The sequence below is a fragment of the Gemmiger formicilis genome (assembly GCF_018784445.1).
Lineage (GTDB): Bacteria > Bacillota > Clostridia > Oscillospirales > Ruminococcaceae > Gemmiger.
Window position 1 is genome coordinate 1 of the sequence record NZ_WQOH01000029.1, and the last position, 24,698, is coordinate 24,698.

The following is a 24,698-nucleotide window of genomic DNA, read 5'->3' on the forward strand; positions in this document are numbered from 1 at the left end:
GGCTGTTATGAAGCGCTTTTCGCGGCGTGTCCGCCGCGAAACAGCTTGATTATTATAGCAAGGAGTATGACTCTTGTCAAGGGCTGTTTTTGATTTTTTCGACAAATTTTGAGAGTGATTTTTGGGCAAGGTGTATATTGGGGTGGTGGGTGGTGATAGGTACAAGGGGTTGCGATGGGAAGGTGGGGCGGGCGGCATGTATGCCGCCCCTACATGGGCGACCTGGCGGGAGTAAGGGGCAATAAAGGCAATGTGCGGCGGAGGGGCAAGTCCCCTCCCTACAATATGGAAGATTAAATTGCAGTAACGGCAAGGCGGATGGCCGGGCACGCCCGGCCCCTACCGAGTGGTAAATGGATACGTTTACGCTATATGTTTCAACATTGTTCGGCTGACGTTGTGGAAAAGTCTTGCAATTTGTACCTTATTATAATAGTATAAAGACAATATGTTTGAAATGAGGTTTTCCCATGATCCTGGCATTGAATATTGGCAACTCCAACATTACGTTCGGCGGGTATACGCCGGACGGCAAGCTGGTGTTTTCGTCGCGGCTGTTTGCGGACACCGCACTGAGCAGCGATGAGCTGTTATATAAAATCGTAAATATGCTGGCCCTGTATGGGGCGGAGCCGCAGCAGATCACAGCGGTCATCTTTTCCAGCGTGGTGCCGGCGCTGACGCCGCGCCTGCGCGAGGCCCTGCGCAAGATGTGCGAGTGCCAGATCATGGAGGTCGGCCCCGGGCTGAAAAGCGGGGTGCGTATCCGCATGGATAACCCGGCCCAGCTGGGCGGCGAGCTGCTGTGCGCCATCGTGGGTGCGCTGCAGCACTGCACGCCACCTTGTGTGGTGGTGAACTTTGACACCGCCACCACGCTGCTGGCCGTGGATACCACCGGTGCGCTGGTGGGCGGCGCGATTTTGCCCGGGCCGCAGTGCTCGCTGGGGGCGCTGATCCGCAACACGGCGCAGCTGCCCCAGGTGGAGCTGGAGGCCCGCCCCCGCAAGCTGCTGGGAACCAACACGGCGGACTGCCTGCACAGCGGCATCGTGTACGGCACGGCGGCCATGCTGGACGGCATGGTGGCGCAGATACGCGGTATGCTGGGGGCAAGCGAGGCCCCGGTCGTGGCGACAGGCACGCTGCCGGACAGTGTGCGTGCGGCCTGCACGACCGAAATACACTACCGTGAGACGCTGATTCTGGAAGGTTTGTATGTGATTTGGAAGAAGAATGCGCGGAAGTGAGTTATAAGGCTAAGGCTGGCGGAGCAGAGCCCCGCCCCTACGGTTCGCTAAAAGGGTAAGCTGCAATAATGATAAGGCTGAGGGCCGGGCATACCCGGCCCCTACTTTATTTTTATAAATGGGTATGTTATAATGCACTATGTATATTTCTGTACAAATTCATAGAGAAAGGGCATTTATCATCACCCATGCAACATTTTAAACAAATCAACTGGAAGAAATTTCTCTTACAGGGGGTACTCCCCTGCCTGCTGGCTGTGGCGGTCGGGTTTATCTCCCGCTATCAGCTGGAATTATCCGACGGCGTCACGCCCAGCTTTCTGCAATTGCAGTGGCCGCTCTACGCGCCGCTGAACGCCCTGACGGCCTTCTGCCTGACGCTGATCCTGTTTGCCGTGCTGGGCAAGTGGAGCCGCGCCACCGGCATTTCCGGCGCAGTGTTCACCGTTATCGCGCTCATCAACTACTATACCCGCGACCTGCACGGTTCAGCGCTGATGCCCCAGGACATCTTAAACCTGGGCACCGCCGCTGAGGTCATGGGCAGCTACACGCTGAAAATCACGAAAGACGTTGTGACCATCGCCCTGCTCTACCTGCCGATTCTGGCAATCGCCTTTGTGCAGGCACAGCTGGTCAAGGGCGCCCCCAAGCACGCCAGCTGGAAGATGCGCGGCGTGCGCATGGCGGGCAGTGCGCTGGGCGTGTTCCTCGTCATGTTCTTCGGCTACTTCGGGCCTGTGACCATCAAGCCCAAGACCACCTACGGCTGGGCGTGGCAGAACACCTACTACACCTACGGCTACCTGGCCGGAACCATCGAGGCCACGAGCCTGATGTCCGACCCCATCATCGAACCAGAAAACTACACTGACACTGCCGTGCAGACCGCCGCACAGAAAGCCGGTGACTACGTGGCCCCCGCCAGCCCCGAGAGCGCCGAGGACTACCCCGACGTCGTGCTGATCCTTTCCGAGAGCTTCTACGACTTTGACCTTGTGACCGACCTGCAGGTCGACACCGACATTATGCCGGTCACGAAAAACCTGCCCAACTCGGTCTACGGCCACACGATCAGCCCCCACGTGGGCGGCGGCACCAACTCGACCGAGTATGAGATGCTGACCTCCAACTCGCTGATCCTGATGCCCAGCATCACGCCGTTCAACTGGCTGAACCTGTACAACGCCAACAGCGTTGTCAGCTACCTGAAGGGCCTGGGCTACTCCACGATGGCCGCCCACCCCTACACCAACTCCAACTACCGCCGCGACTCTGCCTGGCTGGCCATGGGCTTTGACGAGACGCACTTCCAGGACGACTTCACGAGCCAGGAATACTATGGCAGCCGCCCCTACCAGACGGACTCCGCCACCTACCGGGATTGGGAGAAGATGTACGAGGCCATGCCCGAGGACAAGCCCCGGTTCAGCTTCTTAGTCTCCATCCAGAGCCACGGCGACTACGATATGAACGATGCTTCGCTGGATATTGTCCACGCGGGCACCGACTACGGCGAGTACGACGAGCTGATGAACGAGTACCTGAGCTGCATCAAGATGACCGACGCCGCCGTGCAGGAGCTGTGCGACTATTTCACCGAGCAGTACGAAAAGACCGGCCGCAAGGTCATTGTAGCCATGGCCGGCGACCACGCGCCCAGCTTTGTCAAGCATGTGGCTGACGCGAGCTTTGCCGCCACCGACAACGATTTGCAGATTTTGGAGCGCAGCACACCGTTCTTCATCTGGGCGAACTACCCGCTGGAGCACACGGCCGCCGCCACCAGCACCACCGACCCGCTGAACCGCATGGACATGGTGATGCTGACCCCCACCCTGTTGCAGCAGGCCGGGCTGCCGCTGAGCGATTATTATAAGTATCTGCTGGAAATGAAGCACAACACGCCGGTCGTGACCGCCGCCAACGACTACATGAAGGTGGACGGCACCACAGCCGAGTACGGCACAGACCCCGCGCTGGACGAGTGGGCCAAGGGCTACCTGGCGCTGGAATACAACAACATTGGTGTGCACGCCAAGCGTGACCAGAGCATTTTTACCCCCGCAGAATAACTGGGAGGAATCCGTATGACAGGTCTTAGACGAACCCTGCGCGACCGCGGCGGCTTTACGCTGGTGGAGCTGGTGGTGGTGCTGGTGATTTTGGGCATAGCGGCGAGCTTTGCCGTGCCCGCGCTGACCGGGTACATTGACACCAGCAAGGAGAAAAAGGCCGTCAGTGAGGCGCAGGCGTGCGTGATGGCGGCGACCCGGTTGGGTGCGGCCCAGTATGCCAAGGTGCAGCAGCACAATGTAAATGTACCGCTCAACAGCGGCGCAGGCGCGGCAAAGGATGACAGCCTGGACAACTGGGCACCTGTGGACGGGCAATCGGCACCCGAAATCACCGGCGGTGACGTGGCCCTGACCGAAGGCAGCGGCCAATATTTGCTGCACGTAACGGACGCACCGGCAGGCAGCTTTCCCGGGGATGTTTCGGCCTTTACAACGGCGGCCGAGGTGGACGGCAGCGTCAAAACGCTGACCTTCAACAGCAACGGCCAGCTGCTCTACCTGGTCTACACCAGCACCGACGGCATCCAGGTCGTCTACACGAACAGCGGCAGCAAGGCCAGTGTGAAGAACGATGATGATTTTGTAGCCGTTCCGACACCGAAAGCGACGGATGCCCTCACAGGCCAGTCAGACGAAGAAAAATCTTATACAGGAACCGACAAAGAAAATAAAGTCCACAAAAATTGGTACCAGGTCGGCAAAAACAAGTACACCATAGAATAACTCTGTTTAATGCCACAACGCCCCTTGCATGGCTGTCATGCAAGGGGTGTTGTTTATTTTTCTTGTTTTCCAGGGTACGTTCAGCCTGCGGCAAACGCGCCCCTCATCCGGCCCTTTGGGCCACCTTCCCCCCTAAAAGGGGAAGGCTTTCTACTCAAACTCTTTCCAGTAGATCTCTGCGCTTCTGGTCATCTCCTGGGAAAAGTCGCTGGCGTATTTGCGGTTGCAAAAGGCGGTGACGGCTTTATCAAAGTCGTAGTCGGGCTGGCCGTTGGCGGCGGCGCGGGCGGTGAAGTCGGCGCGCAGCTCGTCGGGGGTGCGGTCGCGGTAGGTGTTCTCGCAGACGACGGCGGCCTCGGCAAAGCGGGCGGGCTTGGGACGGCGCTGCTGCTGTTCGGTCGGGCGGCCAAACACCAGCATACAGGCGGGCACCACAAAATCCGGCAGGTGCAGTGCGTCCCGCATGGCCTCGACGTTCTCGATGACGTCGCCAATGTAGCAGCTGCCGATGCCCATAGATTCCGCGGCGACGACGGCGTTCTGCGCGGCGATGCAGGTGTCGGCCATAGCCAGCATCAAATCGCCCGCGCCGGGCTTGCGCACGTCCTCGATGCCTGCCGCATGGTAGGCGTTCAGCCAGCGGCGGCAGTCGGCCAGGAACACCAGTACCAGCGGCGCTTTGGCGATGAACGGCTGGTGGTCGCACAGGTCCGCCAGCGTGGCTTTCAGCGCCGGGTCGGTGATATCCAGAATCGTGTACAGCTGCTGATTGCCCGCCGTGGGTGCCTGGAACGCTGCGTGTAAAATGGCCCCGCGCTCGTCGGCGGTGATGGGGTCGCCGGTGAACACCCGGACGCTTTTGCGGGCGGTGAGGGCGGAGAGGATAGCGTTGTTTTCCATAATAAGCTCCTTTAAGCCTTCCCCCCGGGGGGGAAGGTGGCGCCGCAGCGCCGGATGAGGGGCAGCCTTCCGGCGGCAACCCATAAGCGGATCAGTACCGCAAGCTTGCCCCTCATCCGTCTGTGGTCGGGGCCACAGACACCTTCCCCCGAGGGGGAAGGCAAATTAAAATCAATTTTTCCGTTTCTTCAAAAACTTCCCGATCAGCGTATCCAGCATGCTCAGCACCTCGCGGATGTTCATGACGCAGACCACCGCGGTGATGCCTACCACCGGCAGGGCCCAGCGCTCCAGGTTCATCATGCACCAGATCTCGCCCAGCACCAGCGCCAGGTTCAGCACCAGCCACGCGGGGTGGAAGTCTATTTCCAGCAGCCCGCGTGTGGAGTAGGCGCGCAGCAGGAACACCAGCATCAGGCTCAGGAAGCTGGCCAGGGTGACGCCCCACGGCCCCCAATGTAGAATGAACAGGTAGTTCAGAATCAGGTTCAGCACCGCGCCCGCCAGCATCGTGAACAGCGACCCGGTCGACCGCTTATACACGACGTAGATGCTGTTCAAAAACTGGTTCAGGCAGGTCAGCATCGAGCAGAGCGTCAGGAACGGCACGAACGTCCAGGCGTCGAAATATTCGGCCTTGAACACCCTCATGAGCACCTGGCACAGCATGATGATACCCGCCACGCAGCAGAACAAAACGCTGGCATACACGCGGAAAATTTTGGAGAAAAACGCCTCGCGGTCGGTCTCCTCGGTCACGGCGGAGAGCTGCCATGCCTCGTAGAAGATGCTGCCCAGGATCGTGATGATCTGCGGCAGGAAGTACCCCGCCGACAGCAGGCCGACCCAGTGGTTGCCACTGCGGCCGCCATAGTTCTCGCACATGCCCTGCACAAAGAACATATCGCTGGCGTTGATGATCCAAAAGCTGATGGACGCCGGGATCATCGGCAGGCAGTAGCGCAGCATATCCTTCCACAGCGCCGTGTTGAACGCTTTGGGTTTGAAGTACCGCCAGCACCCACCCGCGATGAACACAAACACCATGGATGTCAAATCAGCCAGCGCGTTTGCCAGCAAAAAGCCGGTCGCACCCATTTTAAACACGCTGAGGAACAAGAGATAATACAGCAGCAGGCTCAGCGTCGTCAGCACGCCGTCTATCGCCACCAGCCGGTTCAGCATCCGCGCGCGGATGAACTGGGTACACAGCGTGCGCAGGCAGCTTGCCAGCACGCAAAGGTACAAAAAGCCCAGATATTCCGCCGCATTGGGTATCAGCCGCACCAGCGGCATGGCCAGCAGCAGCACCACAAAGCCCAGGCTGATCGTAGCCGCACCGTTGACGAACACGCTGGATTTGTCGGTTTCCTTATCCAGGCCAAACCTGATGACCGCGTAGGCCACGCCCAGGCTGACCACCGGGATGAGCAGGTTGGTGGCCTGCTGCAAAAGGCTCGACACGCCCATGACGTCCGGCGAGTCCAGCGCGTAGCTCAAGTAAGGCCGGATGAAGAAGCTGAGCAGCTTGGAGCTGAAGTTGGAGATGGCAAACAACAGCGTATTGCTGACAAGCGTCGTGTATTTTTTCTGTGGAGATGGCAAGGTGTGTACCTCCCTTTTGGGTAGATTCTTTGGCTTCCCCTTGGGGGGAAGCTGCCGCCCGCAGGCGGCTGATGAGGGGCAGGTCTGCCGCTGTTGCCCCTTTCCCGGGCGGCATCCATAAACACGCCCCTCATCCGGCCTTACGGCCACCTTCCCCCCAGGGGGAAGGCTTTTACGGCCGTCACCGCATTTTCAACAACTTTTCCCTCTGTTTATAATCCGGCATGACCCTTGCTACGGCCGCCCAAAACGCCGGGCTGTGGTCCGGGTGGGCAAAATGGCAAAATTCATGTACGACCACATATTCCTGCGCCGCCAGCGGCATCACACAGAGCCGCCGCGCAAAGGCCAGCGTGCCGGTGCGCAGGCTGCACGACCCCCAGCGGGTGGTCATGTCCCGCACGGCGATTTTTGGCATATGCCCGCCCGGGCAGCTGGCCGCAAACTGCGGATAGTATACCCGGCAAAGCGCCTGCATATGGGCCAGTGCGTCTGCCTTTGCGGGCAGCTCGGGGCGCTCGGCCTCCTCGCGCTCGCGCCGGACGGCGGCCCGGGCCTGTGCGCTGCGCACCCAATCGGCCCGTGCGGCCACAAAGGCATCCACATAGCTTACCGGCACCCGCACCGCCGCACTGGCCGCCACGGAACCATCGGCCCGCACGCGCAGGTTGATATTGCGCACCCGCCGCCGCGTCAGTGTGTAGGCAATGCCCCCCGCCGTGCGTTGCTGCACCTTTTGTGCCGCCAAACTGCCGCCCCCTTTTTTATAAAGAATATATGCAATATTGTACACGCATTTGTGCCAAAGTGCAAGCAAAAAGGCGGACACGCCGCCCGCCTGAAATTTTTTCGCATTTGTCTTAACTTTTCGCCGCCGTGCCCCTATATAGAGAGTGAACCTACTGATAAGCTGCAAACAGAAAGGACGTATTTGCTATGAAATCTACTCATCAGACGTTACTTGCACTCTCCGTTTCCTGCGTGCTGGCGGCCAGTCTGGCAGGCTGCGGCGTCCAGATCACCGGCGTAGCGCTGGACCTGCCGGACAGCCTGGAAAAAGGCGCGGTCATCACCGCCGAACCCGAATACATTTTTGACGGTGCAACGCCCGAGAGCGCCGCCCTTGCCAAAAAGCTGGACGCACTGGGCATAGGCTATGTGTCCAGCGATCCCACCGTCGTAATGGTAGACGACTTCGGCAACCTTGCCGCGCTCAAGGCGGGCACGGCCGAGGTAGCGCTGTCCAGCCAGGACGGCACCCTCACTGCCAGCAAGACGATTGAGGTCGTTGTCACGCCGACGGACATTACCACCACGGACACGCTGACCCTGACCACTGGTGAAGCCGCCGCGCTGGAAACCGCCGTGGCCCCGGAGGACGCGACCCATGTTGCCATTACTTACACTTCTTCCGACGATGCCATTGCCACGGTCAGCGACGCGGGCGAGGTCACAGCCGTGGCGGCTGGCGAAGCGGATATCACCGCCGCTGTGGACGGCACGGAGCTTGCGGCTGTCTGCCAGGTCACGGTTCTGCCTGCGATTGAAAGCGTCGAATTGAGCGACACCGCGCTGACCCTGCAGCCCGAGGAAACGGCACAGCTTACCTATACTGTTGCTCCCGAAGAAGCCCTTGCCGACAATGTTACTTATACCAGCAGTGACGAAACCGTTGCCACGGTGGACGCGGAGGGCAATGTCACCGCTATTGCTGACGGTACGGCCACTATTACAGTTGATGTAAACGGTGTGACGGCTGAATGTGAAGTCACGGTCGCCACCAAGGCCGCCAGCACAGTGGGCAACAGCAATAGCGGTTCTTCTACCGCTTCCGGCGGTCAGGCACAAAATTCTAGTGCCGCGGCTTCTTCCAGTTTTGAATATGGCGCAATTCCGTTTAGTAATGCGAACGATGGAACGTGGTGGTACATCGACCAAGCCGATTCCCCCTATTGGGCTGTACTCAACAATATCAATGCCATGCGCGCGGCTGGTGGTCTTTCTGCTTTGTCCGCCAGTAGCAGTCTTGACAGCATTGCTTATAGTAGATGTGACTACCAGTTAAAAAATAATACGTTGTCCCACGATGGAGCGCAGACCCCCGAAATTCTCGCTCAAAGTCAAAAGAGTGCATCCGAAGTTTGTAGCGGTTGGCAAAACAGCCCCAGCCATTACGCCGTTATTATGAACCCCAATTTTACGCAAATTGGTATTTGCTGTTATTTTGAGATTGGCGGTAAAACTATTTGGTGCTGCACGTTTGGGTAAGAGGAATATCCTGATTTTAAATCTAGTATAACTATACCACAAGTAATTTCAAAAATTCACTATATAGCATCATATTTTTAGCAGAGCAAAAATAAAAAGCACCAAAATCTAACAAAACGCTAAATTCTGGTGCTTTTTGGTGACCCATACGTCCATCTCCCCCGCCCTAAAAACAGTCCGCAGGACTGTTTTTGCCCTGCGGGACGCGGACGCAGGGCCCGGGCTTTTCGATTCCCGTATGGGTCACCATTTACGCCCGACACCTGTTGAAAAGTAAATATAAAGAAAAAAGCACTACCTCAAATGAAGTAGTGCTTTTTGGTGACCCGTACGGGAATCGAACCCATGTTACAGCCGTGAAAGGGCCGTGTCTTAACCGCTTGACCAACGGGCCATATAATACAAGATTTCGCTAAAACAGCAAGCAACTTATCGGCTACTATTGCAACCGACCCCCAAGTATTTTAGCGAAACCTTGTATCATGTGGTAGCGGTAACTGGATTTGAACCGGTGACACTTCGGGTATGAACCGAATGCTCTAGCCAACTGAGCTATACCGCCACATTTGTGAGCTGCGCTCTCGAGAACGCTATATTATTATAGCCGACAGTGCCCCCTATGTCAAGTAGTTTTCCCCGAAAAAATTCAAAAAATACAAAAAAAATCCCGCATTGCGGGTGCAATGCGGGAAAAACTCTAAAAGCTTCCCCAAAAGGGGAAGGCTCTTTCAAAATTACTTCTTGTTGGGCACCAACACGGCCTTGCCGCCCATGTAGGGGCGCAGGACCTCGGGGATGGTGACGGTGCCGTCGGCCTGCAGGTGGTTTTCCAGGAAGGCGATCAGCATACGCGGCGGGGCCACGCAGGTGTTGTTCAGCGTGTGGGCCAGCTGGGTCTTGCCATTCTCATCCTTAAAGCGGATGCGCAGGCGGCGGGCCTGGGCATCGCCCAGGTTGGAGCAGGAGCAGACCTCAAAGTACTTCTGCTGGCGCGGGCTCCAAGCCTCGATATCGCAGCTCTTGACCTTCAGATCGGCCAGATCGCCGGAGCAGCACTCCAGCTGGCGGACAGGGATCTCCATGGAGCGGAACAGCTCGACGGAGTTCTTCCACAGCTTATCGTACCAATCCATGCTGTCCTCGGGCTTGCAGACGACGATCATCTCCTGCTTCTCGAACTGGTGGATGCGGTAGATGCCGCGCTCCTCGATGCCGTGGGCGCCCTTCTCCTTGCGGAAGCAGGGGCTGTAGCTGGTCAGGGTCAGGGGCAGCTTGGCGCCGTCCAGCGTCTGGTCGATGAAGCGGCCAATCATGGTGTGCTCGGACGTGCCGATCAGGTACAGATCCTCGCCCTCGATTTTGTACATCATAGCGTCCATTTCAGGGAAGGACATAACACCCTTGACCACATCGCCGTGCATCATGAACGGCGGGATGACATAGGTAAAGCCCTTGTCGATCATGAAATCGCGGGCGTAGGCCAGCACAGCCTCATGCAGGCGGGCAATGTCGCCCAGCAGGTAATAGAAGCCGTTGCCGGAGACGCGGCCGGCGGCGTCGAGGTCGATGCCGTCGAAGCTCTCCATAATGTCAACATGGTACGGAATGGGGTAGTCAGGCACGACCGGCTCGCCGAAGCGCTGGACCTCGACGTTATGGCTGTCGTCGGGGCCGATGGGCACGCTGGGGTCGATCATCTGGGGGATCGTGTACATGATCTCCTGAATCTTGGCCTGCAGCTCAGTCTCCTTGGCTTCCAGCTCCTTCAGGCGGTCAGCCTGGGCGGTGACCTGCTTCTTGATTTCCTCGGCCTCGGCGGCCTTGCTGGGGTCCTTCTTGGCCTGGCCCATCAGTGCGCCGATCTGCTTGGACAGCTTGTTGCGGTTTGCGCGCAGGTCGCTGGCCTCGCCGATGGCGGCGCGGTACTCGGCGTCGAGCTTGATGACCTCATCGACGAGGGGCAGCTTGGCGTCCTGGAACTTTTTCTTGATGTTTTCCTTGACAGCGTCCGGGTTTTCACGGACAAAACGAATGTCTAACATAGTGGTACTCCTCTATTCAATATTTGCTTTTGTAGGGGCCGGACATATCCGGCCCTCGGCTTTACAAATAAATAGCATTTTATGGGTAGGCTGCGGGCGGGGCATACCCCGCCCCTACAAGGCTTTCCCCTCGGGGCTGCGCCCGCAGGCGGCTGATGAGGGAAAAGTTCATCTTCATTGCGCGTCAGCGGGTCATTGCCGGAAACTTGCCCCTCATCCGGCCTGCGGCCACCTTCAGTCTACGCGCTAAGAGCCGCCTACGGCGGTTGCGCTCCGACACGCGCCTGCGGGCGCAGCCCCAAGGGGGAAGGCTTTATAACGGCTGCTCACCCTTCCGGGTCATACATTCCCAGCAGGCTCACGAACTTTTGCAGCATATCGTCGCTGTAAAAGTCGATTTTCAGCGAGCCTTTTCCGTCCTTGTATTCCACGTGGACCTCGCTGCCGGTCACCTCTTTCAGGGCGGCTTCGACCTCGACGGCACGCTTCGGGCGGGTGAAGTTATCCTTTTCCTTCGGCGGCTTGGCGGGCTTGGCCAGCTTTTTGCACAGGGCCTCGGTCTGGCGCACATTCAAATTCTGTGCGACGACCTCGGCGGCGGCCTGCTGCATCAGCTCGGCGCTGGGCAGGCCCAGCAGCACCTTTGCGTGGCCGAAGCTCAGCTTGCCCGCGCTGACCATGCGGCGCACATCCTCGGGAAGGGCCAGCAGGCGCAGGCTGTTGGTGACGGCGCTGCGGCTTTTGCCCAGCTTTTTGGCGGCGCTCTCCTGGGTCAGGCCGTACTTGTCGATGAGCTGTCGGCAGCCCTCGGCCACCTCGATGGGGTCCAGGTCCTCGCGCTGCAGGTTTTCGATCAGTGCCAACGCGGCGGCCTGCTCGTCGGTCACATCCTTGATGATGACCGGGACCTCGTCCAGGCCCGCCAGCCGGGCGGCACGCCAGCGGCGCTCGCCCGCAATGATGATGTACCCGGTGCCCACCTTTTTAGGCCGCACCGCGATGGGCTGCAGCAGGCCGTTTTCGGTGATGCTGTCGGCCAGCTGATTCAGCGCATCCTCGTCAAAGCGTTTGCGGGGCTGTTCGGGGTCCGGCTCGATTTCCCGCAGCGGCAGGGTCGAGCTGGACGGCTCATCGCTGATATCGGGCAGTTCGGCAAACAGGCTGTCCAGTCCTTTGCCAAGCCCGCCCAGCTTTTTTTTTGCCATGGGCGTCCCTCCTTACCGTTCGTTGTTGGCTAAAAATTCCCGCGCCAGTTCCATGTAGGCGTCGCAGCCCTTGCCGTTCGGCTCATAGAAATTGATGGGCATACCAAAGCTGGGTGCCTCGCTCAGGCGCACGGTGCGAGGGATGACGGCGCGGTAGACCTTGTCGCCAAAGTACTTTTTGACCTGCGCGACGACCTGCATCGTCAGGTTCAGCCGCCCGGAATACATCGTGAAGAGCACGCCCTCGATGTCCAGGTAGCGGTTGTACTTTTTGCGCACGGTCTTTAGGGTCGTCATCAGTTCGCTCAATCCTTCCAGCGCGAAGAATTCGCACTGCATCGGGATGATGACCGTGTCCGCCGCGCAGAGGGCATTGACGGTCAGCAGGTCGAGCGACGGTGCGCAGTCGATGAAGATGTAGTCGTAGAGCGGCACGACCGGTGCTAAGACGGTGCGCAGACGCATCTCACGCCGGGGCACCGAGACAAGCTCGATGGGAGCACCCGCCAGCTGGGTGTTGGAGGGTAAAAGATCCGCGTTGTACTCGGTTTTCACGATGGCCCCGCGGACGTCCTCGTCGTCGATCAGGCAGGTGTAGGTGTCGGCCTCGACCTTGTTTTTGGATATTCCGTACCCGGAGGTGGTGTTGCCCTGGGGGTCCAGATCCACGATCAGGACCTTCTTACCCAGCGCCGCCACACAGGCACTCAGGTTGACGGCGGTGGTGGTTTTGCCAACGCCGCCCTTCTGGTTTGCTATTGCGATGACTTTTGCCACGCCGTACCTCCCCTATTTTTGCGTTTTTTGGGCGGCACAGGGCCGCTTGGTATTATTATAGCACAAAAATTGGGGATAAAAAAGGGGTTAAACAGAAAAAAGCCCCGGTAAATGTTCCACGTGGAACATTTACCGGGGCAAAGGCTTCTCCCTTGGGAGAAGCTGTCTGCGAAGCAGACTGATGAGGGGCGGCCTTGGCTCTACGGCCCTCTTTACCGAGCGGCACCCTTACGCCGCCCCTCATCCGGCTTTTGGCCACCTTTCCTCTAAGGGGGGAAAGCTTTTCTTCCTCACACCTTCACCGCAAACTCGCTGTCCTCCTTCTTGGGGGCGTCCTCCTGCTTGCCTACGGTCCCGTCACTGCTGACCGGTATCCTCACTATGTACTCCAAACATCCGTCATGCTTATCGCAGTGCGTCGTGGCGGCTATCCCCTTCTGGGTCATCAAATCCACCGCGTGCTGCAGCGTGTTTACAAAGAACCGCACATCCCGCACCATGGGGATCGTGCGGCGGCAGGGGCTGGGGGCGTTTGGCGCGGTCAACATCTGATCCACGAGCTTGTCCGCCTGGCGCACACTCATTTTGTCCCGCGCCATCTTTTCCAGCGCGGCTGTGCGGCGGCCCTCGGGCAGGCGCAGGGCGGCGCGGGCGTGGCGCTCACTCAAATGGTTAGCCGTGCAAAGCTGCTGCTGTTCCGGCGTCAGGGTCAGCAGCCGCAGTTTGTTGGCAAGGGCGGGCTGGCTCAAGCCCAGCCGCCGCGCGGCCTCGGCCTGGGTGCAGCCCCACAGGCGGATGACCTCCTTGATGCCCCGCGCCGTGTCAAACGGATCCAGCTGGCTGCGCTGCAGATTTTCGAGAAGTCCCAGCGCGGCGGACTCGCTGTCGTCGTAGTCGGCCAGAATCGCAGGGACCTTGTCCAGCTTGGCCAGGCGGCAGGCACGCAGCCGGCGTTTCCCCGCCACAAGCTGGTATTTGCGGATACCGACCCGCCGCACGCTGATGGGCTGCAGCAGACCGTTTTGCAAAATGCTGACCGCCAGCGCAGCGATTTCCGGCTCATCAAAGGCGGTGCGGGCCTGGTAGGGCGACGGCTCGATGCAATCCACCGGCAGCATTAAAATACGGCCCTGCTTTTGGATATCATTCTTTGGCAATTTCGGTTCCTCCCCCTGGGTTTACTGTATGCCTGCCGCAAAGCTGAGGGCCGGGTATGCCCGGCCCCTACAAAAGCGGCCCATAAAAATATGCTATGCTTTTTTCTACAAAAAGCATAGCATATTTTATACGCCCGGGAAAGAAAAATCGTTCGCCCGGATATCCGGTTTTTCGCGGTGTTACAACGGTTTCTTTGCGATTTTTCCGCCGTTTCGGGGGTAAACCGTCGGAGTTTGCGATATTTTTTTGCAGAAAACCAGTCCCCGCGCACTGCCGTCCGGCAGGGTGAACTGCCGGGTTTCCTCATATCGGCCGCCCAGCTTTTTCAGGGCGTTGGCCGCAGCCTTAGCCTCGGCATCGGCTTCGGGGCCCTTCATGGCGATGAACCGCCCGCCCACCTTGACCAGCGGCAGGCAGTATTCGCTCAGCACCGGCAGGGCCGCCACGGCACGGGCACTGGCAATGTCGAACTGCTCACGCCAGACCTTGCGGGCGGCTTCCTCGGCGCGCTCCTTGGCAAACTCGACCCCGGTCAGGCCCAGTTCGGCACAGGCGTATTTCAAAAAGTCCACCCGCTTGCCGGTGGGTTCCATCAGGGTCAGCGCCAAATCGGGCTTGTAGATTTTCGCCACGATGCCCGGGAACCCTGCCCCGGTGCCGACGTCCACCATCTTGCCCTGCACCTCGGGCTGGGCCGCAAACAGCAGGCTGTCCGCAAAGTGGCGGTCCTCGATGCCCTCGGGGCTGGTGATGGCGGTCAGATTGACCTTCTCGTTATAGCTGACCAGCAGCTCGGCGTACTTGTCCAGCGAGTCCAGCTGGGTGGGGGTCAGGGTGATGTTCCATGTGGAACATTTGGTGGCTAATCTTGCTTTATCTATCATCTGCTTTTTTCCTTATCACTGCTTTGTAGGGGCCGGGCATGCCCGGCCCTCAACCTTTCCGTTTCTACCCTTTCGGGGCAATACATTTTACGCTGCGGGCCGGGCATGCCCGGCCCCTACAGGGTGGTTCCCTTATTTTGCTTCAACAGCACAATACTCAGCTGCGCCAGATCACTGGGTGATACCCCGGGTATCCGCCCGGCCTGGGCCAAGGTACGGGGGCGGATTTTTGCCAGCTTCTCGCGGGATTCCAACGTCATCGTCTCGATGGGCGCATAGTCGAAATCCTCGGGGATCTTCACGTTTTCATGCCGCTGGATGTCCCGGATAATGCGTTCCTCGCGGGCAATGTACCCGGCGTAGCGTATTTCCGTCTCGATGCGCTGGGCCATGGCGGTGGTCACACCCTCGCCGCGGCCGATGACCTTGGCGACCAACTCATAGTTGATGTAGGGGCGGCGCATTAGCTCGATGGCCGTGCCGCCGATTTCTCCCAGCTCGGCACCTTCGGGGGCAGCCGCGCGCAGGTCGGCCAATTTGATGCTTGTCGTCTCCAGCCGGTGCAGTTCGGTCTGCTTGACCTCGCGGTCATGGCAGAACATGGCCCACCGCTCATCGTCCACCAGACCGTATTCCCTGCCAATGGGTGTCAGGCGCTCGTCGGCGTTGTCCTGGCGCAGGCTCAGGCGGTACTCGCTGCGGCTCGTCATCATGCGGTAGGGGTCCATCACGCCCTTGGTGACCAGGTCGTCCACCAGCGTGCCCAGGTAGCTCGTGTGCCGCGCCAGCACAAGTTCTTCTTTGCCCAGCGCATGGCGGGCGGCGTTTAAGCCGGCCAGCAGGCCCTGGGCGGCGGCTTCCTCGTAACCGGAGGTGCCGTTGAACTGCCCCGCGCCGTAGATGCCGCTGACGACCTTGCTTTCCAGCGTAGGCTTCAGGGTGGTGGGGTCTACGCAGTCATACTCGATGGCGTAGGCCGGACGCATGATCTCGAGATTTTCAAACCCGGCGATCGTGCGGTACATCTCGTTCTGCACGGCCTCGGGCAGGCTGGACGAAAGGCCCTGCAGGTACATTTCCTCGGTGTCCTCGCCGCAGGGCTCCACAAAGACCGGGTGGCGCTCCTTCTCTTTGAAACGGACGACCTTATCCTCAATCGAAGGGCAGTAGCGCGGGCCGACGCCCTGAATGTCGCCGCCGTAGAGCGGCGAGCGGTGCAGGTTGTCGAGAATGACCTTGTGGGTCGCGGGGTTTGTGTAGGCGATGTAGCAGTTGACCTTGTTGTGCATCGGCACACGGGTCATAAAGCTGAAGGGCTGTAATTCATCGTCTGGGTCGCCGGGCTGGCATTCGAGCTTCGAGAAGTCGATGCTGCGGCGGTGGACGCGGGCGGGCGTGCCGGTCTTGAAGCGGCGCAGCGTGAAGCCGTGCGCCACCAGACATTTTGTCAGCTCGGTGGCGGCATGGGTGCCGTCGGGACCGCTGTCATAGTGGGCATCGCCGACGAAAATGCGGCCGCCCAGGTTGGTGCCGGTGGCCACGACGACGGCCTTGCAGCCGTAGTAGCCGTGCAGATTGGTGTACACACCGCAGACCTTGCCGTCCTGTACATCCACGCCGACGATCTCACCCTGGTGGATATCGAGGTTGGCGGTCTTTTCCAGCGCGTGTTTCATCCAGATATGGTAGCGCTTGCGGTCGGTCTGCACGCGCAGGCTGTGTACGGCGGGGCCTTTGCCGCGGTTCAGCATCCGACTTTGCAGGTAGGTGGCGTCCGCGGCAATGCCCATCAGCCCGCCCAGGGCATCGACCTCGCGGACGAGATGGCCCTTGGCCGTGCCGCCGATGGACGGATTGCAGGGCATATTGCCGATAAAATCCAGTGACAGCGTAAACACCGCAGTCCTTGCCCCCAGTTTCGCTGCCGCGTGCGCCGCTTCAATACCGGCGTGCCCCGCGCCGATGACGATGACGTCGTAGGTTCCTAGTTTGTCCATATACTTTCCTTCTTACCCTATCTTTTGCAGAATATCCTCGCAGACTCCTGCGAAATTTGTATCCAGTTCATTGTTGCCATAGCGCAGCACGCGGCAGCCTGCGGTTCGGTATGCTGTGCGCCATCCAGCTCTATTACCAGTTTACACGATGGAATATAAAAATCAACTATAAAATTGCCAATCATTTTTTTGACGGTGGACCGTTTGCGGGAGATTTTTCAGAAAGTCATACCAAAGATGCCGTTCCTGCCGGGTCATTTCTTTGCGGAGGGTTCGGGCATTTTTGCGTAACGGATTTATGGTTTTGATGCCTTTCATAGTTTGCCTCCACTTTCTAAAGGCTTCCCCCCTCGGGGGAAGCTGCCGCCCGCAGGCGGCTGATGAGGGGCAACTTTAACTCTATTGTCCCTTTACCGAGTTACCGTCGGAAACTTGCCCCTCATCCGGCCTGCGGCCACCTTCCCCCGCAGAGGGAAGGCTCTCCCCAAAAGGCTTTCCACCTCGGGGGAAGTTGCCGCCCGCAGGCGGCTGATGAGGGGCAACTTTAACTCTATTGTCCCTTTACCGAGTTGCCGCCGGAAACTCGCCCCTCATCCGGCCTGCGGCCACCTTCCCCCAGAGGGGGAAGGCTCCTTATTATTTACTTACTTGCCCACGCAGAATGTTTCAAACACTTCATCAATCGTTGCCTCTGCCGCGTCTTCACCGGTCAAATCGCACAACGCCTGCAGGGCGTCCGTCAGGCAGACGGCGGCGGCGTCCAGCCCAAAGCCGTCCTGCCTTGCGCGGATGGCTTCCTCCAGTGCGTCCCTTGCCCGGGTCGCCGCGGCAAGCTGCCGCGCGCTGCACAGCTGGGCGGCACCCGGGTCCAGCTGGGCCGTGCCTAACAGATCTGCCACGGCGTCCGTCAAAGCCTGCAAGCCCACGGCGTTCTTCGCGCACATCGGCACGATTTTCTTAAAATATGGCTCCAATGTTCCACGTGGAACATCCTGCTCCCCCGCCAGGTCCTGCTTATTCAGCACGGCAATAGCCGGGCGGCCCTGGCATTTGCGGGCCAGCTCCAAATCATCTTCGGAGAGCGGCTGCGCGGCATCGAACACCGCCAGCACCAGCCCAGCTTCGTCCAGCTTTTTCCAGCTGCGGCGGATGCCTTCGGCCTCTATCGCGTCACCATCAACACCAACCTCCCGCACACCGGCGGTGTCAAACAGGTTCAGCCGCACGCTGCCCAGCTGGACAGCCTGCTCGACAATATCCCGGGTCGTGCCTGCCACCGGCGTGACGATGGCCCGGTCGAACCCGGCAAGCAGGTTCAGCAGCGTGCTTTTGCCGACATTGGGGCGGCCCAGCAGCACGCAGTCCACGCCGTGGCGCAGCACTGCGCCCGCACTGTACCCATTGATCAGCGCATCCAACTCGGCCTTCTGTTCTGTCAAGGTTTGCACAAACGCCTCGTCGGACAGTTCGGGGACGTCCTCCTCGGGGTAATCGACCCAGGCGGTCAGGTGGGCGTTCAGCGTTTGCAGTGCAGTCTGGATGCAGCCAATGCGTTTTGCCAGCCGCCCATCCAGTGCCGATTTTGCCAGCGCCGCCCCCTGCCGGCCGTTCGCCGCGATAACTTCCATCACGGCCTCAGCCTGGGTCAGCGACATACGCCCATTTTCCAGTGCGCGGCGGGTGAACTCACCGGGGCCTGCAGGCGCACACCCCGCTGTGATCAGCGCTTCCAGCAGGCCGTCCGCCATAGCCGTGCCGCCGTGGACCGACAACTCTATCACATCCTCGCCGGTGTAGGAGTGCGGTGCGCGGAAAAATAGTGCCACGCACTCGTCCATCTCCGCGCCGTGCAGCAGGTAATGGCCCAGCATGGCGGTGTAGCCCTTGGCGTCGGCAACGCTCTTGCCCTGCCGCACCGGCGCAAAAATCTTGCCGACGATGCCGTAGGCGTCCGGCCCGGAGACGCGGATGGTGGCAATGCCGCCCTCCCCTGGCGGCGTCGCCAGGGCACAGATGGTCGTATGCAGATGTTCCATGTGGTACTCCTTTATTTTTCTTTTACCAAAAAGGAGAGGCCAACCCGGCCTCCCCTTCACGGTTTGCTATTTTGGAGTTTCTTTGCTTACTTTCTTTGCAAAGAAAGTAGGGTTATTCTTCGTCGTTGGTATCGGCTGCGTTATCCTCTGCGGCCTCCTGGGCAAGCTCCTCCGCCTCAATGGCTGCCAGTTCCTCAGGGGTCGGGTCAGTCTCGCCGGTATCCTCGATTTTCGCGGTCTCGGCTTCGTTGTCGCGGTCGACACGGGCGACCACGGCCACCTTGTCATCCTCGACCAGGCGCATGACGCGGACACCGCTGCCGTAGCGGCTCTGGATGTTGATGTCCGACGCATGGATGCGGATCAGGATGCCGTTCTGGCTGATCAAAATCAGATCATCGGTGTCGTCCACGATCTTGATGCCCGCCACATTGCCGTTGGAGTAGTTGCGGATGCCCAAGCCGCCGCGCTTCGTAATGCGGTAATCGTCGATGCGGCTGCGGCGGCCCTTGCCCTCTTCGCTGATGGTCAGCACAGTGGCACCCGGGCGGCAGACGCCGGCGCCGACGACATAGTCGCCCTCGCGCAGTTTGATAACGCGGACACCGTGGCCGGTACGGCCCATGGCGCGGGCACCATCCTCGGTAAAGTGGATGGCCGCGCCGTCGTGTGTGGCGACAATAATTTCATCGTCGCCCTTCGTCAGGTGGCTCCAAACCAAGCTGTCGCCCTCATTCAGGGCAATGGCAATCAGGCCCGCCTTGCGGATGTTGCGGAAGTGGGACAGCGGCGTGCGCTTGATAAGACCCTGCTTCGTGATCATCGTCGCGTAGGTGTTATCCTCGTCCACGTCGGCCTTCTGCTGCAGCATCAGTGTGACCTTCTCGCCCTCCTGCAGCTGCAGCAGGTTCACGATATGGCTGCCCTTGGCGGTGCGGCTGCCCTCGGGTACCTGGTAGCCCTTCAGGCGGTAGACACGGCCCTGATTCGTCAGGAACAGCATATAGTCATGCGTTGAGCCGACATACATTTCCTCGGTGAAGTCCTCGTCCTTCTGGGTCATGCCCTGCACACCGCGGCCGCCGCGGTTCTGTGCCTGGTAGGTATCCAGCGTGGTGCGCTTGATATACCCCTCGTGGGTCAGCGTAAAGACGCAGGTTTCCTCGGGGATCAGATCCTCGATGTCGACCTCGCCGGACACAGCCTCGATGGAAGTGCGGCGTTCGTCGCCGTACTTGTCGGCCAGCGTGGTCAGGTCGGTCTTAACGATGCGCTTGACGTGCTCGTCATTGGCGAGGATATCCTCATAATCGGCGATGGCCTCGCGCAGCTCGCCCAACTCCTGCTCGATTTTCAGGATTTCCAGACCGGCCAAGCGGCCCAACTGCAGCTTGACGATTGCGTCCGCCTGCGGCTCGTCGAAGCCGAAATTGTCCATGACGGCCTGGCGTGCCTCGGCAAAGCCGCCCTTGCAGGCGCGGATGGTCGCGATAATTTCATCGACGATGTCGACGGCCTTGTGCAGGCCTTCAAGGATGTGCTCACGCTCCTTCGCCTTGCGCAAATCAAAGGCGGTTCTGCGGCGGATGACCTGCATCTGGAACTCGATGTAGCGCTCCATCATGGTCTTAAGGCTCATGATTTTGGGCACACCGTCGTCCAGCGCCAGCATAATGACACCCACGGTGTCCTGCAGCTGGGTGTAGCGGTAGAGCTGGTTCAGCACGACCTGGGGGTTCGCGTCCTTCTTGATTTCAATGACGATCTTCATGCCGGTGCGGCTGGAGGATTCGTCGTTCAGGTCGCTGATGCCCTCAATGCGCTTATCCTTCACAAGGTCCGCAATGGACTCGATGAGGCGGGTCTTGTTGACCATGTAGGGAATTTCGCTGATTAGGATTTCATAGCGGCCGTTCTTCTTCTCGACGATTTCGGCGCGGCCGCGCAGGGTGATTTTGCCGCGGCCCGTGGCGTAGGCTGCGCGGATGCCGCTGCGGCCCATGATGATGCCGCCGGTCGGGAAGTCGGGGCCTTTGACGTATTCCATCAGCCCGGCCAGGTCGATTTCGGGGTCGTCCATCAGGGCGACCATGCCGTTGACGATCTCGCGCAGGTTGTGGGGCGGGATGTTCGTAGCCATACCGACCGCAATGCCCTGACTGCCGTTGACCAGCAGGTTCGGGAAGCGGCTGGGCAGGACGTGGGGTTCCTTCTTGGTTTCATCAAAGTTGGGATCCCAGTCGATGGTCTCCTTCTCGATATCCGTCAGCATCTCGCAGGCCATCTTGGACATACGGGCCTCGGTGTAACGGTAAGCAGCCGGGGGATCGCCGTCAACGGAACCGAAGTTGCCCTGGCCATCAACCAGCGGGTAGCGCAGGCTGAAATCCTGTGCCAGACGGACCATGGCATCATAGACCGACGCATCGCCGTGGGGGTGGTACGAGCCAAGCACCGCACCGACGGTATCGGCGGATTTGCGGTAGGGGTGCTGCGGGTCGTTGCCGCGCTCGTGCATCGTGTACAGGATGCGGCGGTGGACGGGTTTCAGGCCGTCGCGCACATCGGGCAAAGCACGCGCCACGATAACGGACATCGAGTAGTCCAGGAACGCCGTCTCGATCTCCTGTTTCACATCGCGCACAATGACCTTAGTACCGGACCCCGGCACCATGATGATGTTTTCTTCCATTGTATCACCTTAACTCAATCTTACTTGAACTTACTAATTTTACTGCACCGTAGGGGCCGGGCATGCCCGGCCCTCAACTTTGCGTTATTGCCCACAAACGGATCGTTGCTTGTACGCTGCGCTATGCGTGTGGGTTATATTCATCCAAATCCCATTTCAACGGATTTTCCTGAATATATCTTTTAATTTCACAATACGCGTTTTCATCACGAATAATATGATCATAAAATGAACGCTGCCACAATGTCACACCCGGATGTTCCACATGGAACATTTTGGACACATACGACTTGTAGCTTCCCACTACGGCGGACAAATTACATTGTTCCTGCGGAAAAACCAATATCATATGAACATGATTTGGCATTACCACATATTCATCCACACCCACACCGGGAAAATGTCTGGAAATATCCTTTATTCCTTGTGCGGCCATTTGTCCGACGACATTTGGTTTTCCTGCCGCGCCAAACACACATTGTTTATGATGCGCACATACGGTCACAAAATAATAATTTTCTCTTCTATAATCATAATTTTGCAAACGGGGATTTTTGCGCGGGCATAAAATCGTATAATCCATGATTCATACACCATAAACGGGGCGGTGGTTTTTATGCGGCGGGCCGGGCATGCCCGGCCCCTACACGGGCGGCGTATGATGTATCACACATCCAAATTCGCATACTTGGCGTTCTTTTCAATGAACTGGCGGCGGGGTTCGACCTGCTCACCCATCAGGATGCTGAATGCTTCGTCGGCGCGCTCGGCGTCCTCAATTTTAATTTGGACAATGACGCGGTTGTCTGGGTTCATGGTGGTCTCCCACAGCTGGTCGGGGTTCATCTCGCCCAAGCCTTTGTAGCGGTTGACCTTCGCGCCGGGCATTTCGGCGCTCAACACCTTCATTTCTTCGTCGTTGTAGGCGTACTTGACGGTCTGCCCTTTCTGCAGCTTGAACAGCGGCGGCTGGGCGACATAGACATAGCCGTTGTCGATCAGCGGGCGCATATAGCGGAAGAAGAAGGTCAGCATCAGCGTGCAGATATGCGAGCCATCGACATCCGCATCGGCCATGATGAAGATCTTGTGGTAGCGCACTTTGCTGATATCAAACTCGTCGCCAATGCCGGTGCCCAGCGCGGTGACAACAGGCATCAGCTTATCGTTGCCGTAGATGCGGTCGGCGCGGGCCTTTTCGACGTTCAGCATCTTGCCCCACAAAGGCAGGATGGCCTGAATGTTGGAGTCTCGGCCCATCTTGGCCGAGCCGCCTGCAGAATCGCCCTCCACGATGAAGAGTTCTGTCTTGGCGGGGTCTTTTTCGTGGCAGTCAGCCAGCTTGCCGGGCATACGGTTGGATTCCAGCGCGCTCTTGCGGCGGACCAGCTCGCGGGCCTTTTTGGCGGCGGCGCGGGCGCGGGCAGCCTGGGTGGCCTTCTCCAAAATTGCCTTGGCAACGGCGGGGTTTTCCTCAAAGAACTCTGTCAGCGCCTTGTAGACGACGTTGTTGACCAGGCCCTTGATGAAGGTGTTGCCCAGCTTTGCCTTGGTCTGGCCCTCGAACTGGGCCTCCTGCAGCTTGACGCTGACGACGGCGATGATGCCCTCGCGGGCGTCGGGGCCGGACAGGTTCTCGTCCTTGTCCTTCAAAATCCCCTTGGCGCGGCCGTACTCGTTCAGCACGCGGGTCAGGGCCAGCTTGAAGCCTTCCTCGTGGGTGCCGCCCTCGGGGGTATGGACGTTGTTGGCAAAGCTCAACAGCAGCTCGTTATAGCTGTTGTCGTAGTATTGCAGGGCGACCTCGGCCACAGCGCCCTGGCCCTCGCCCTTCATATACATGACCTGGGGGTGCAGCGGCGTTAAGTCGCGGCGCTCGCACAGGTAGCTGACAAAGGAACGGATACCGCCCTCGTAGCACATTGTCTCGGCGCGCATTTCGCCGTTCTGCTCATCCTGCGGGCGGTCGGCATCGGGGCGCTCATCGGTCAGGGTGATCTTGACACCGGCGTTCAGGAACGCTTCCTCCCGCAGGCGCTTCAGCAGCGTTTCATAGCGGTAGAGCGTCGTTTCCTGGAACATCTCCGGGTCGGGCTTGAAAGTGACTGTCGTTCCGGTAGAAGCCGCCGCGCCGATTTTTTTCAGGTCGCCGTCGGGCTTGCCGCGCTTGAAGCTCTGCTCATACTCTACCCCATCGCGGCGCACACGGACGGTCAGCCACTCAGACAAAGCGTTGACGACCGACGCGCCGACGCCGTGCAGACCGCCGGCGACCTTGTAGCCGGAGTCCTCGCCGCCGAACTTGCCGCCGGCGTGCAGCACAGTGTAAACGACGGTGACAGCCGGGATGCCCAGCTTGGGCTGGATATCGACCGGGATGCCGCGGCCATTGTCCGATACTTCGATGATGTTGCCGGGCTTGATGGCGACTTCGATGTGGGTGCAGTAGCCCGCCAGCGCCTCGTCGATGGCATTATCGACGATCTCATAGACGAGGTGGTGCAGACCGGAAGGCCCGGTGGAGCCGATATACATACCGGGGCGCTTGCGCACAGCCTCCAGGCCTTCCAGGACCTGGATCTGCGCACCGCCGTAGGCATGGTCGGTAGCCGTCTCGCGGTTGGTTTCGGTGATGATTTCTTCTGCCATGAAATGATAGCCTCCTGTTGTGGGTGGGTATCTCTTATTTTGCAATGTAGGGGCCGGGCATGCCCGGCCCTCCGCCTTGCGTTATTGCCCTTTTATCGGGCGGTACTTTTTATGTTGCGGGCCGGGCATGCCCGGCCCCTACGGTCGTGGTTCTTTAAAATTCTAATTTTTCCGCCCGCTTTTTCAATGCGGCGGGCGATAATTGGCTGATATACACGGTCTCATCGGGAAAATCCGTGACCATAAAACTTTTGGGCAGGGTGCCGGGGGCGCAAAGGTCCACGACCGCACCCTCGTTCTCGGCGTGGCGGAAATATTCTTCCGTCCGCCGCGACGCCCCGGCTGTGTCCAGATCAAACACCCCGATCACATCGCGGGTGTTCAGTACAAAATCCTGCCCGGCGTGAAAGTACATTTCCTGCACCTCTCTGTAG

At 59.2% G+C, this 24,698-nt stretch carries 20 protein-coding genes and 2 tRNA genes; 4 read left to right on the top strand and 18 right to left on the bottom strand.

Features of this window, described 5'->3' with window-relative positions:
- The first annotated feature begins 470 nt into the window (after nt 1-470).
- From GPK89_RS09510 to GPK89_RS09520, 3 genes are all read left to right on the top strand, one after another.
- A complete protein-coding gene (locus tag GPK89_RS09510) occupies nt 471-1,250 on the top strand; it encodes a type III pantothenate kinase (protein WP_215692619.1) in 780 nt (259 codons plus the stop codon).
- Between the two features lie 188 nt (nt 1,251-1,438).
- Entirely contained in the window at nt 1,439-3,325 is a 1,887-nt protein-coding gene (locus GPK89_RS09515) for an LTA synthase family protein (RefSeq protein ID WP_215692620.1), read from the top strand.
- A gap of 15 nt (nt 3,326-3,340) precedes the next feature.
- Entirely contained in the window at nt 3,341-4,051 is a 711-nt protein-coding gene (locus GPK89_RS09520) for a prepilin-type N-terminal cleavage/methylation domain-containing protein (protein ID WP_215692621.1), read from the top strand.
- A 150-nt stretch (nt 4,052-4,201) separates the two neighbouring features.
- Here the strand turns inward: GPK89_RS09520 and GPK89_RS09525 are convergent, their stop codons facing one another.
- The 3 genes from GPK89_RS09525 to GPK89_RS09535 form a co-directional block, all read right to left on the bottom strand.
- On the bottom strand, nt 4,202-4,951 hold the full coding sequence (locus GPK89_RS09525; protein WP_215692622.1) for a nitroreductase family protein: 750 nt from the start codon (nt 4,949-4,951) through the stop codon (nt 4,202-4,204).
- Between the two features lie 171 nt (nt 4,952-5,122).
- Nucleotides 5,123-6,556 (bottom strand): lipopolysaccharide biosynthesis protein, encoded by a 1,434-nt coding sequence (locus GPK89_RS09530; RefSeq protein WP_215692623.1) that lies wholly within the window; start codon nt 6,554-6,556, stop codon nt 5,123-5,125.
- Nucleotides 6,557-6,737: 181 nt separating this feature from the next.
- On the bottom strand, nt 6,738-7,304 hold the full coding sequence (locus GPK89_RS09535) for a M48 family metallopeptidase (RefSeq protein WP_215692624.1): 567 nt from the start codon (nt 7,302-7,304) through the stop codon (nt 6,738-6,740).
- Nucleotides 7,305-7,492: 188 nt separating this feature from the next.
- Here GPK89_RS09535 and GPK89_RS09540 point away from each other — a divergent pair, with 188 nt between their 5' ends.
- Nucleotides 7,493-8,824 (top strand): Ig-like domain-containing protein, encoded by a 1,332-nt coding sequence (locus tag GPK89_RS09540; protein ID WP_215692625.1) that lies wholly within the window; start codon nt 7,493-7,495, stop codon nt 8,822-8,824.
- Between the two features lie 319 nt (nt 8,825-9,143).
- Here the strand turns inward: GPK89_RS09540 and GPK89_RS09545 are convergent.
- From GPK89_RS09545 to remB, 15 genes are all read right to left on the bottom strand, one after another.
- Nucleotides 9,144-9,218: transfer RNA gene (locus GPK89_RS09545), tRNA-Glu, on the bottom strand.
- Nucleotides 9,219-9,309: 91 nt separating this feature from the next.
- Nucleotides 9,310-9,386, bottom strand: a tRNA-Met gene (locus GPK89_RS09550).
- Nucleotides 9,387-9,558: 172 nt separating this feature from the next.
- On the bottom strand, nt 9,559-10,866 hold the full coding sequence (gene serS, locus GPK89_RS09555) for a serine--tRNA ligase (protein WP_215692626.1): 1,308 nt from the start codon (nt 10,864-10,866) through the stop codon (nt 9,559-9,561).
- Between the two features lie 326 nt (nt 10,867-11,192).
- A complete protein-coding gene (locus tag GPK89_RS09560) occupies nt 11,193-12,071 on the bottom strand; it encodes a ParB/RepB/Spo0J family partition protein (protein ID WP_215692627.1) in 879 nt (292 codons plus the stop codon).
- Nucleotides 12,072-12,083: 12 nt separating this feature from the next.
- Nucleotides 12,084-12,848: a ParA family protein gene (locus tag GPK89_RS09565; protein ID WP_215692629.1), complete on the bottom strand. Its 765-nt coding sequence runs from the start codon at nt 12,846-12,848 to the stop codon at nt 12,084-12,086.
- Nucleotides 12,849-13,138: 290 nt separating this feature from the next.
- A complete protein-coding gene (locus tag GPK89_RS09570) occupies nt 13,139-14,005 on the bottom strand; it encodes a ParB/RepB/Spo0J family partition protein (protein ID WP_252261615.1) in 867 nt (288 codons plus the stop codon).
- Between the two features lie 180 nt (nt 14,006-14,185).
- Complete coding sequence (gene rsmG, locus GPK89_RS09575; protein ID WP_215692631.1) at nt 14,186-14,890, bottom strand: 16S rRNA (guanine(527)-N(7))-methyltransferase RsmG; 705 nt, start codon at nt 14,888-14,890, stop codon at nt 14,186-14,188.
- A gap of 116 nt (nt 14,891-15,006) precedes the next feature.
- A complete protein-coding gene (mnmG, locus tag GPK89_RS09580; RefSeq protein ID WP_215692633.1) occupies nt 15,007-16,887 on the bottom strand; it encodes a tRNA uridine-5-carboxymethylaminomethyl(34) synthesis enzyme MnmG in 1,881 nt (626 codons plus the stop codon).
- Between the two features lie 17 nt (nt 16,888-16,904).
- Nucleotides 16,905-17,072 (bottom strand): DUF559 domain-containing protein, encoded by a 168-nt coding sequence (locus GPK89_RS16260; RefSeq protein WP_252261616.1) that lies wholly within the window; start codon nt 17,070-17,072, stop codon nt 16,905-16,907.
- Nucleotides 17,050-17,205, bottom strand: coding sequence for a hypothetical protein (locus tag GPK89_RS16265; RefSeq protein WP_252261617.1), 156 nt, complete (start codon nt 17,203-17,205; stop codon nt 17,050-17,052). Before GPK89_RS16265 ends, GPK89_RS16260 begins: the two co-directional genes overlap by 23 nt.
- Nucleotides 17,206-17,531: 326 nt before the next feature.
- Nucleotides 17,532-18,923 (bottom strand): tRNA uridine-5-carboxymethylaminomethyl(34) synthesis GTPase MnmE, encoded by a 1,392-nt coding sequence (mnmE, locus tag GPK89_RS09590; protein ID WP_215692635.1) that lies wholly within the window; start codon nt 18,921-18,923, stop codon nt 17,532-17,534.
- A gap of 112 nt (nt 18,924-19,035) precedes the next feature.
- Entirely contained in the window at nt 19,036-21,615 is a 2,580-nt protein-coding gene (gene gyrA / locus GPK89_RS09595) for a DNA gyrase subunit A (protein ID WP_215692637.1), read from the bottom strand.
- 121 nt (nt 21,616-21,736) lie between these two features.
- Nucleotides 21,737-22,198 carry a transposase gene (locus GPK89_RS09600; protein ID WP_215692639.1) on the bottom strand — a complete coding sequence of 154 codons (462 nt, stop codon included), beginning with the start codon at nt 22,196-22,198 and terminating at the stop codon, nt 21,737-21,739.
- 83 nt (nt 22,199-22,281) lie between these two features.
- A complete protein-coding gene (gyrB, locus tag GPK89_RS09605; RefSeq protein WP_252261618.1) occupies nt 22,282-24,264 on the bottom strand; it encodes a DNA topoisomerase (ATP-hydrolyzing) subunit B in 1,983 nt (660 codons plus the stop codon).
- 154 nt (nt 24,265-24,418) lie between these two features.
- The gene (gene remB, locus GPK89_RS09610) at nt 24,419-24,679 is read right to left on the bottom strand and encodes an extracellular matrix regulator RemB (protein WP_215692641.1); all 261 of its coding nucleotides are present in this window, start codon (nt 24,677-24,679) and stop codon (nt 24,419-24,421) included.
- Nucleotides 24,680-24,698: the final 19 nt, after the last annotated feature.

Bases quoted from the DNA above. Each gene is read 5' to 3' on its own strand.
- GPK89_RS09510 (WP_215692619.1), top strand. From the start codon at position 471: ATGATCCTGGCATTGAATATTGGCAACTCCAACATTACGTTCGGCGGG.
- GPK89_RS09515 (WP_215692620.1), top strand. From the start codon at position 1,439: ATGCAACATTTTAAACAAATCAACTGGAAGAAATTTCTCTTACAGGGG.
- GPK89_RS09520 (WP_215692621.1), top strand. From the start codon at position 3,341: ATGACAGGTCTTAGACGAACCCTGCGCGACCGCGGCGGCTTTACGCTG.
- GPK89_RS09525 (WP_215692622.1), bottom strand. From the start codon at position 4,951: ATGGAAAACAACGCTATCCTCTCCGCCCTCACCGCCCGCAAAAGCGTC.
- GPK89_RS09540 (WP_215692625.1), top strand. From the start codon at position 7,493: ATGAAATCTACTCATCAGACGTTACTTGCACTCTCCGTTTCCTGCGTG.
- serS (WP_215692626.1), bottom strand. From the start codon at position 10,866: ATGTTAGACATTCGTTTTGTCCGTGAAAACCCGGACGCTGTCAAGGAA.
- GPK89_RS09560 (WP_215692627.1), bottom strand. From the start codon at position 12,071: ATGGCAAAAAAAAAGCTGGGCGGGCTTGGCAAAGGACTGGACAGCCTG.
- rsmG (WP_215692631.1), bottom strand. From the start codon at position 14,890: ATGATAGATAAAGCAAGATTAGCCACCAAATGTTCCACATGGAACATC.
- mnmG (WP_215692633.1), bottom strand. From the start codon at position 16,887: ATGGACAAACTAGGAACCTACGACGTCATCGTCATCGGCGCGGGGCAC.
- GPK89_RS16260 (WP_252261616.1), bottom strand. From the start codon at position 17,072: ATGATTGGCAATTTTATAGTTGATTTTTATATTCCATCGTGTAAACTG.
- GPK89_RS16265 (WP_252261617.1), bottom strand. From the start codon at position 17,205: ATGAAAGGCATCAAAACCATAAATCCGTTACGCAAAAATGCCCGAACC.
- mnmE (WP_215692635.1), bottom strand. From the start codon at position 18,923: ATGGAACATCTGCATACGACCATCTGTGCCCTGGCGACGCCGCCAGGG.
- gyrA (WP_215692637.1), bottom strand. From the start codon at position 21,615: ATGGAAGAAAACATCATCATGGTGCCGGGGTCCGGTACTAAGGTCATT.
- GPK89_RS09600 (WP_215692639.1), bottom strand. From the start codon at position 22,198: ATGGATTATACGATTTTATGCCCGCGCAAAAATCCCCGTTTGCAAAAT.
- gyrB (WP_252261618.1), bottom strand. From the start codon at position 24,264: ATGGCAGAAGAAATCATCACCGAAACCAACCGCGAGACGGCTACCGAC.
- remB (WP_215692641.1), bottom strand. From the start codon at position 24,679: ATGTACTTTCACGCCGGGCAGGATTTTGTACTGAACACCCGCGATGTG.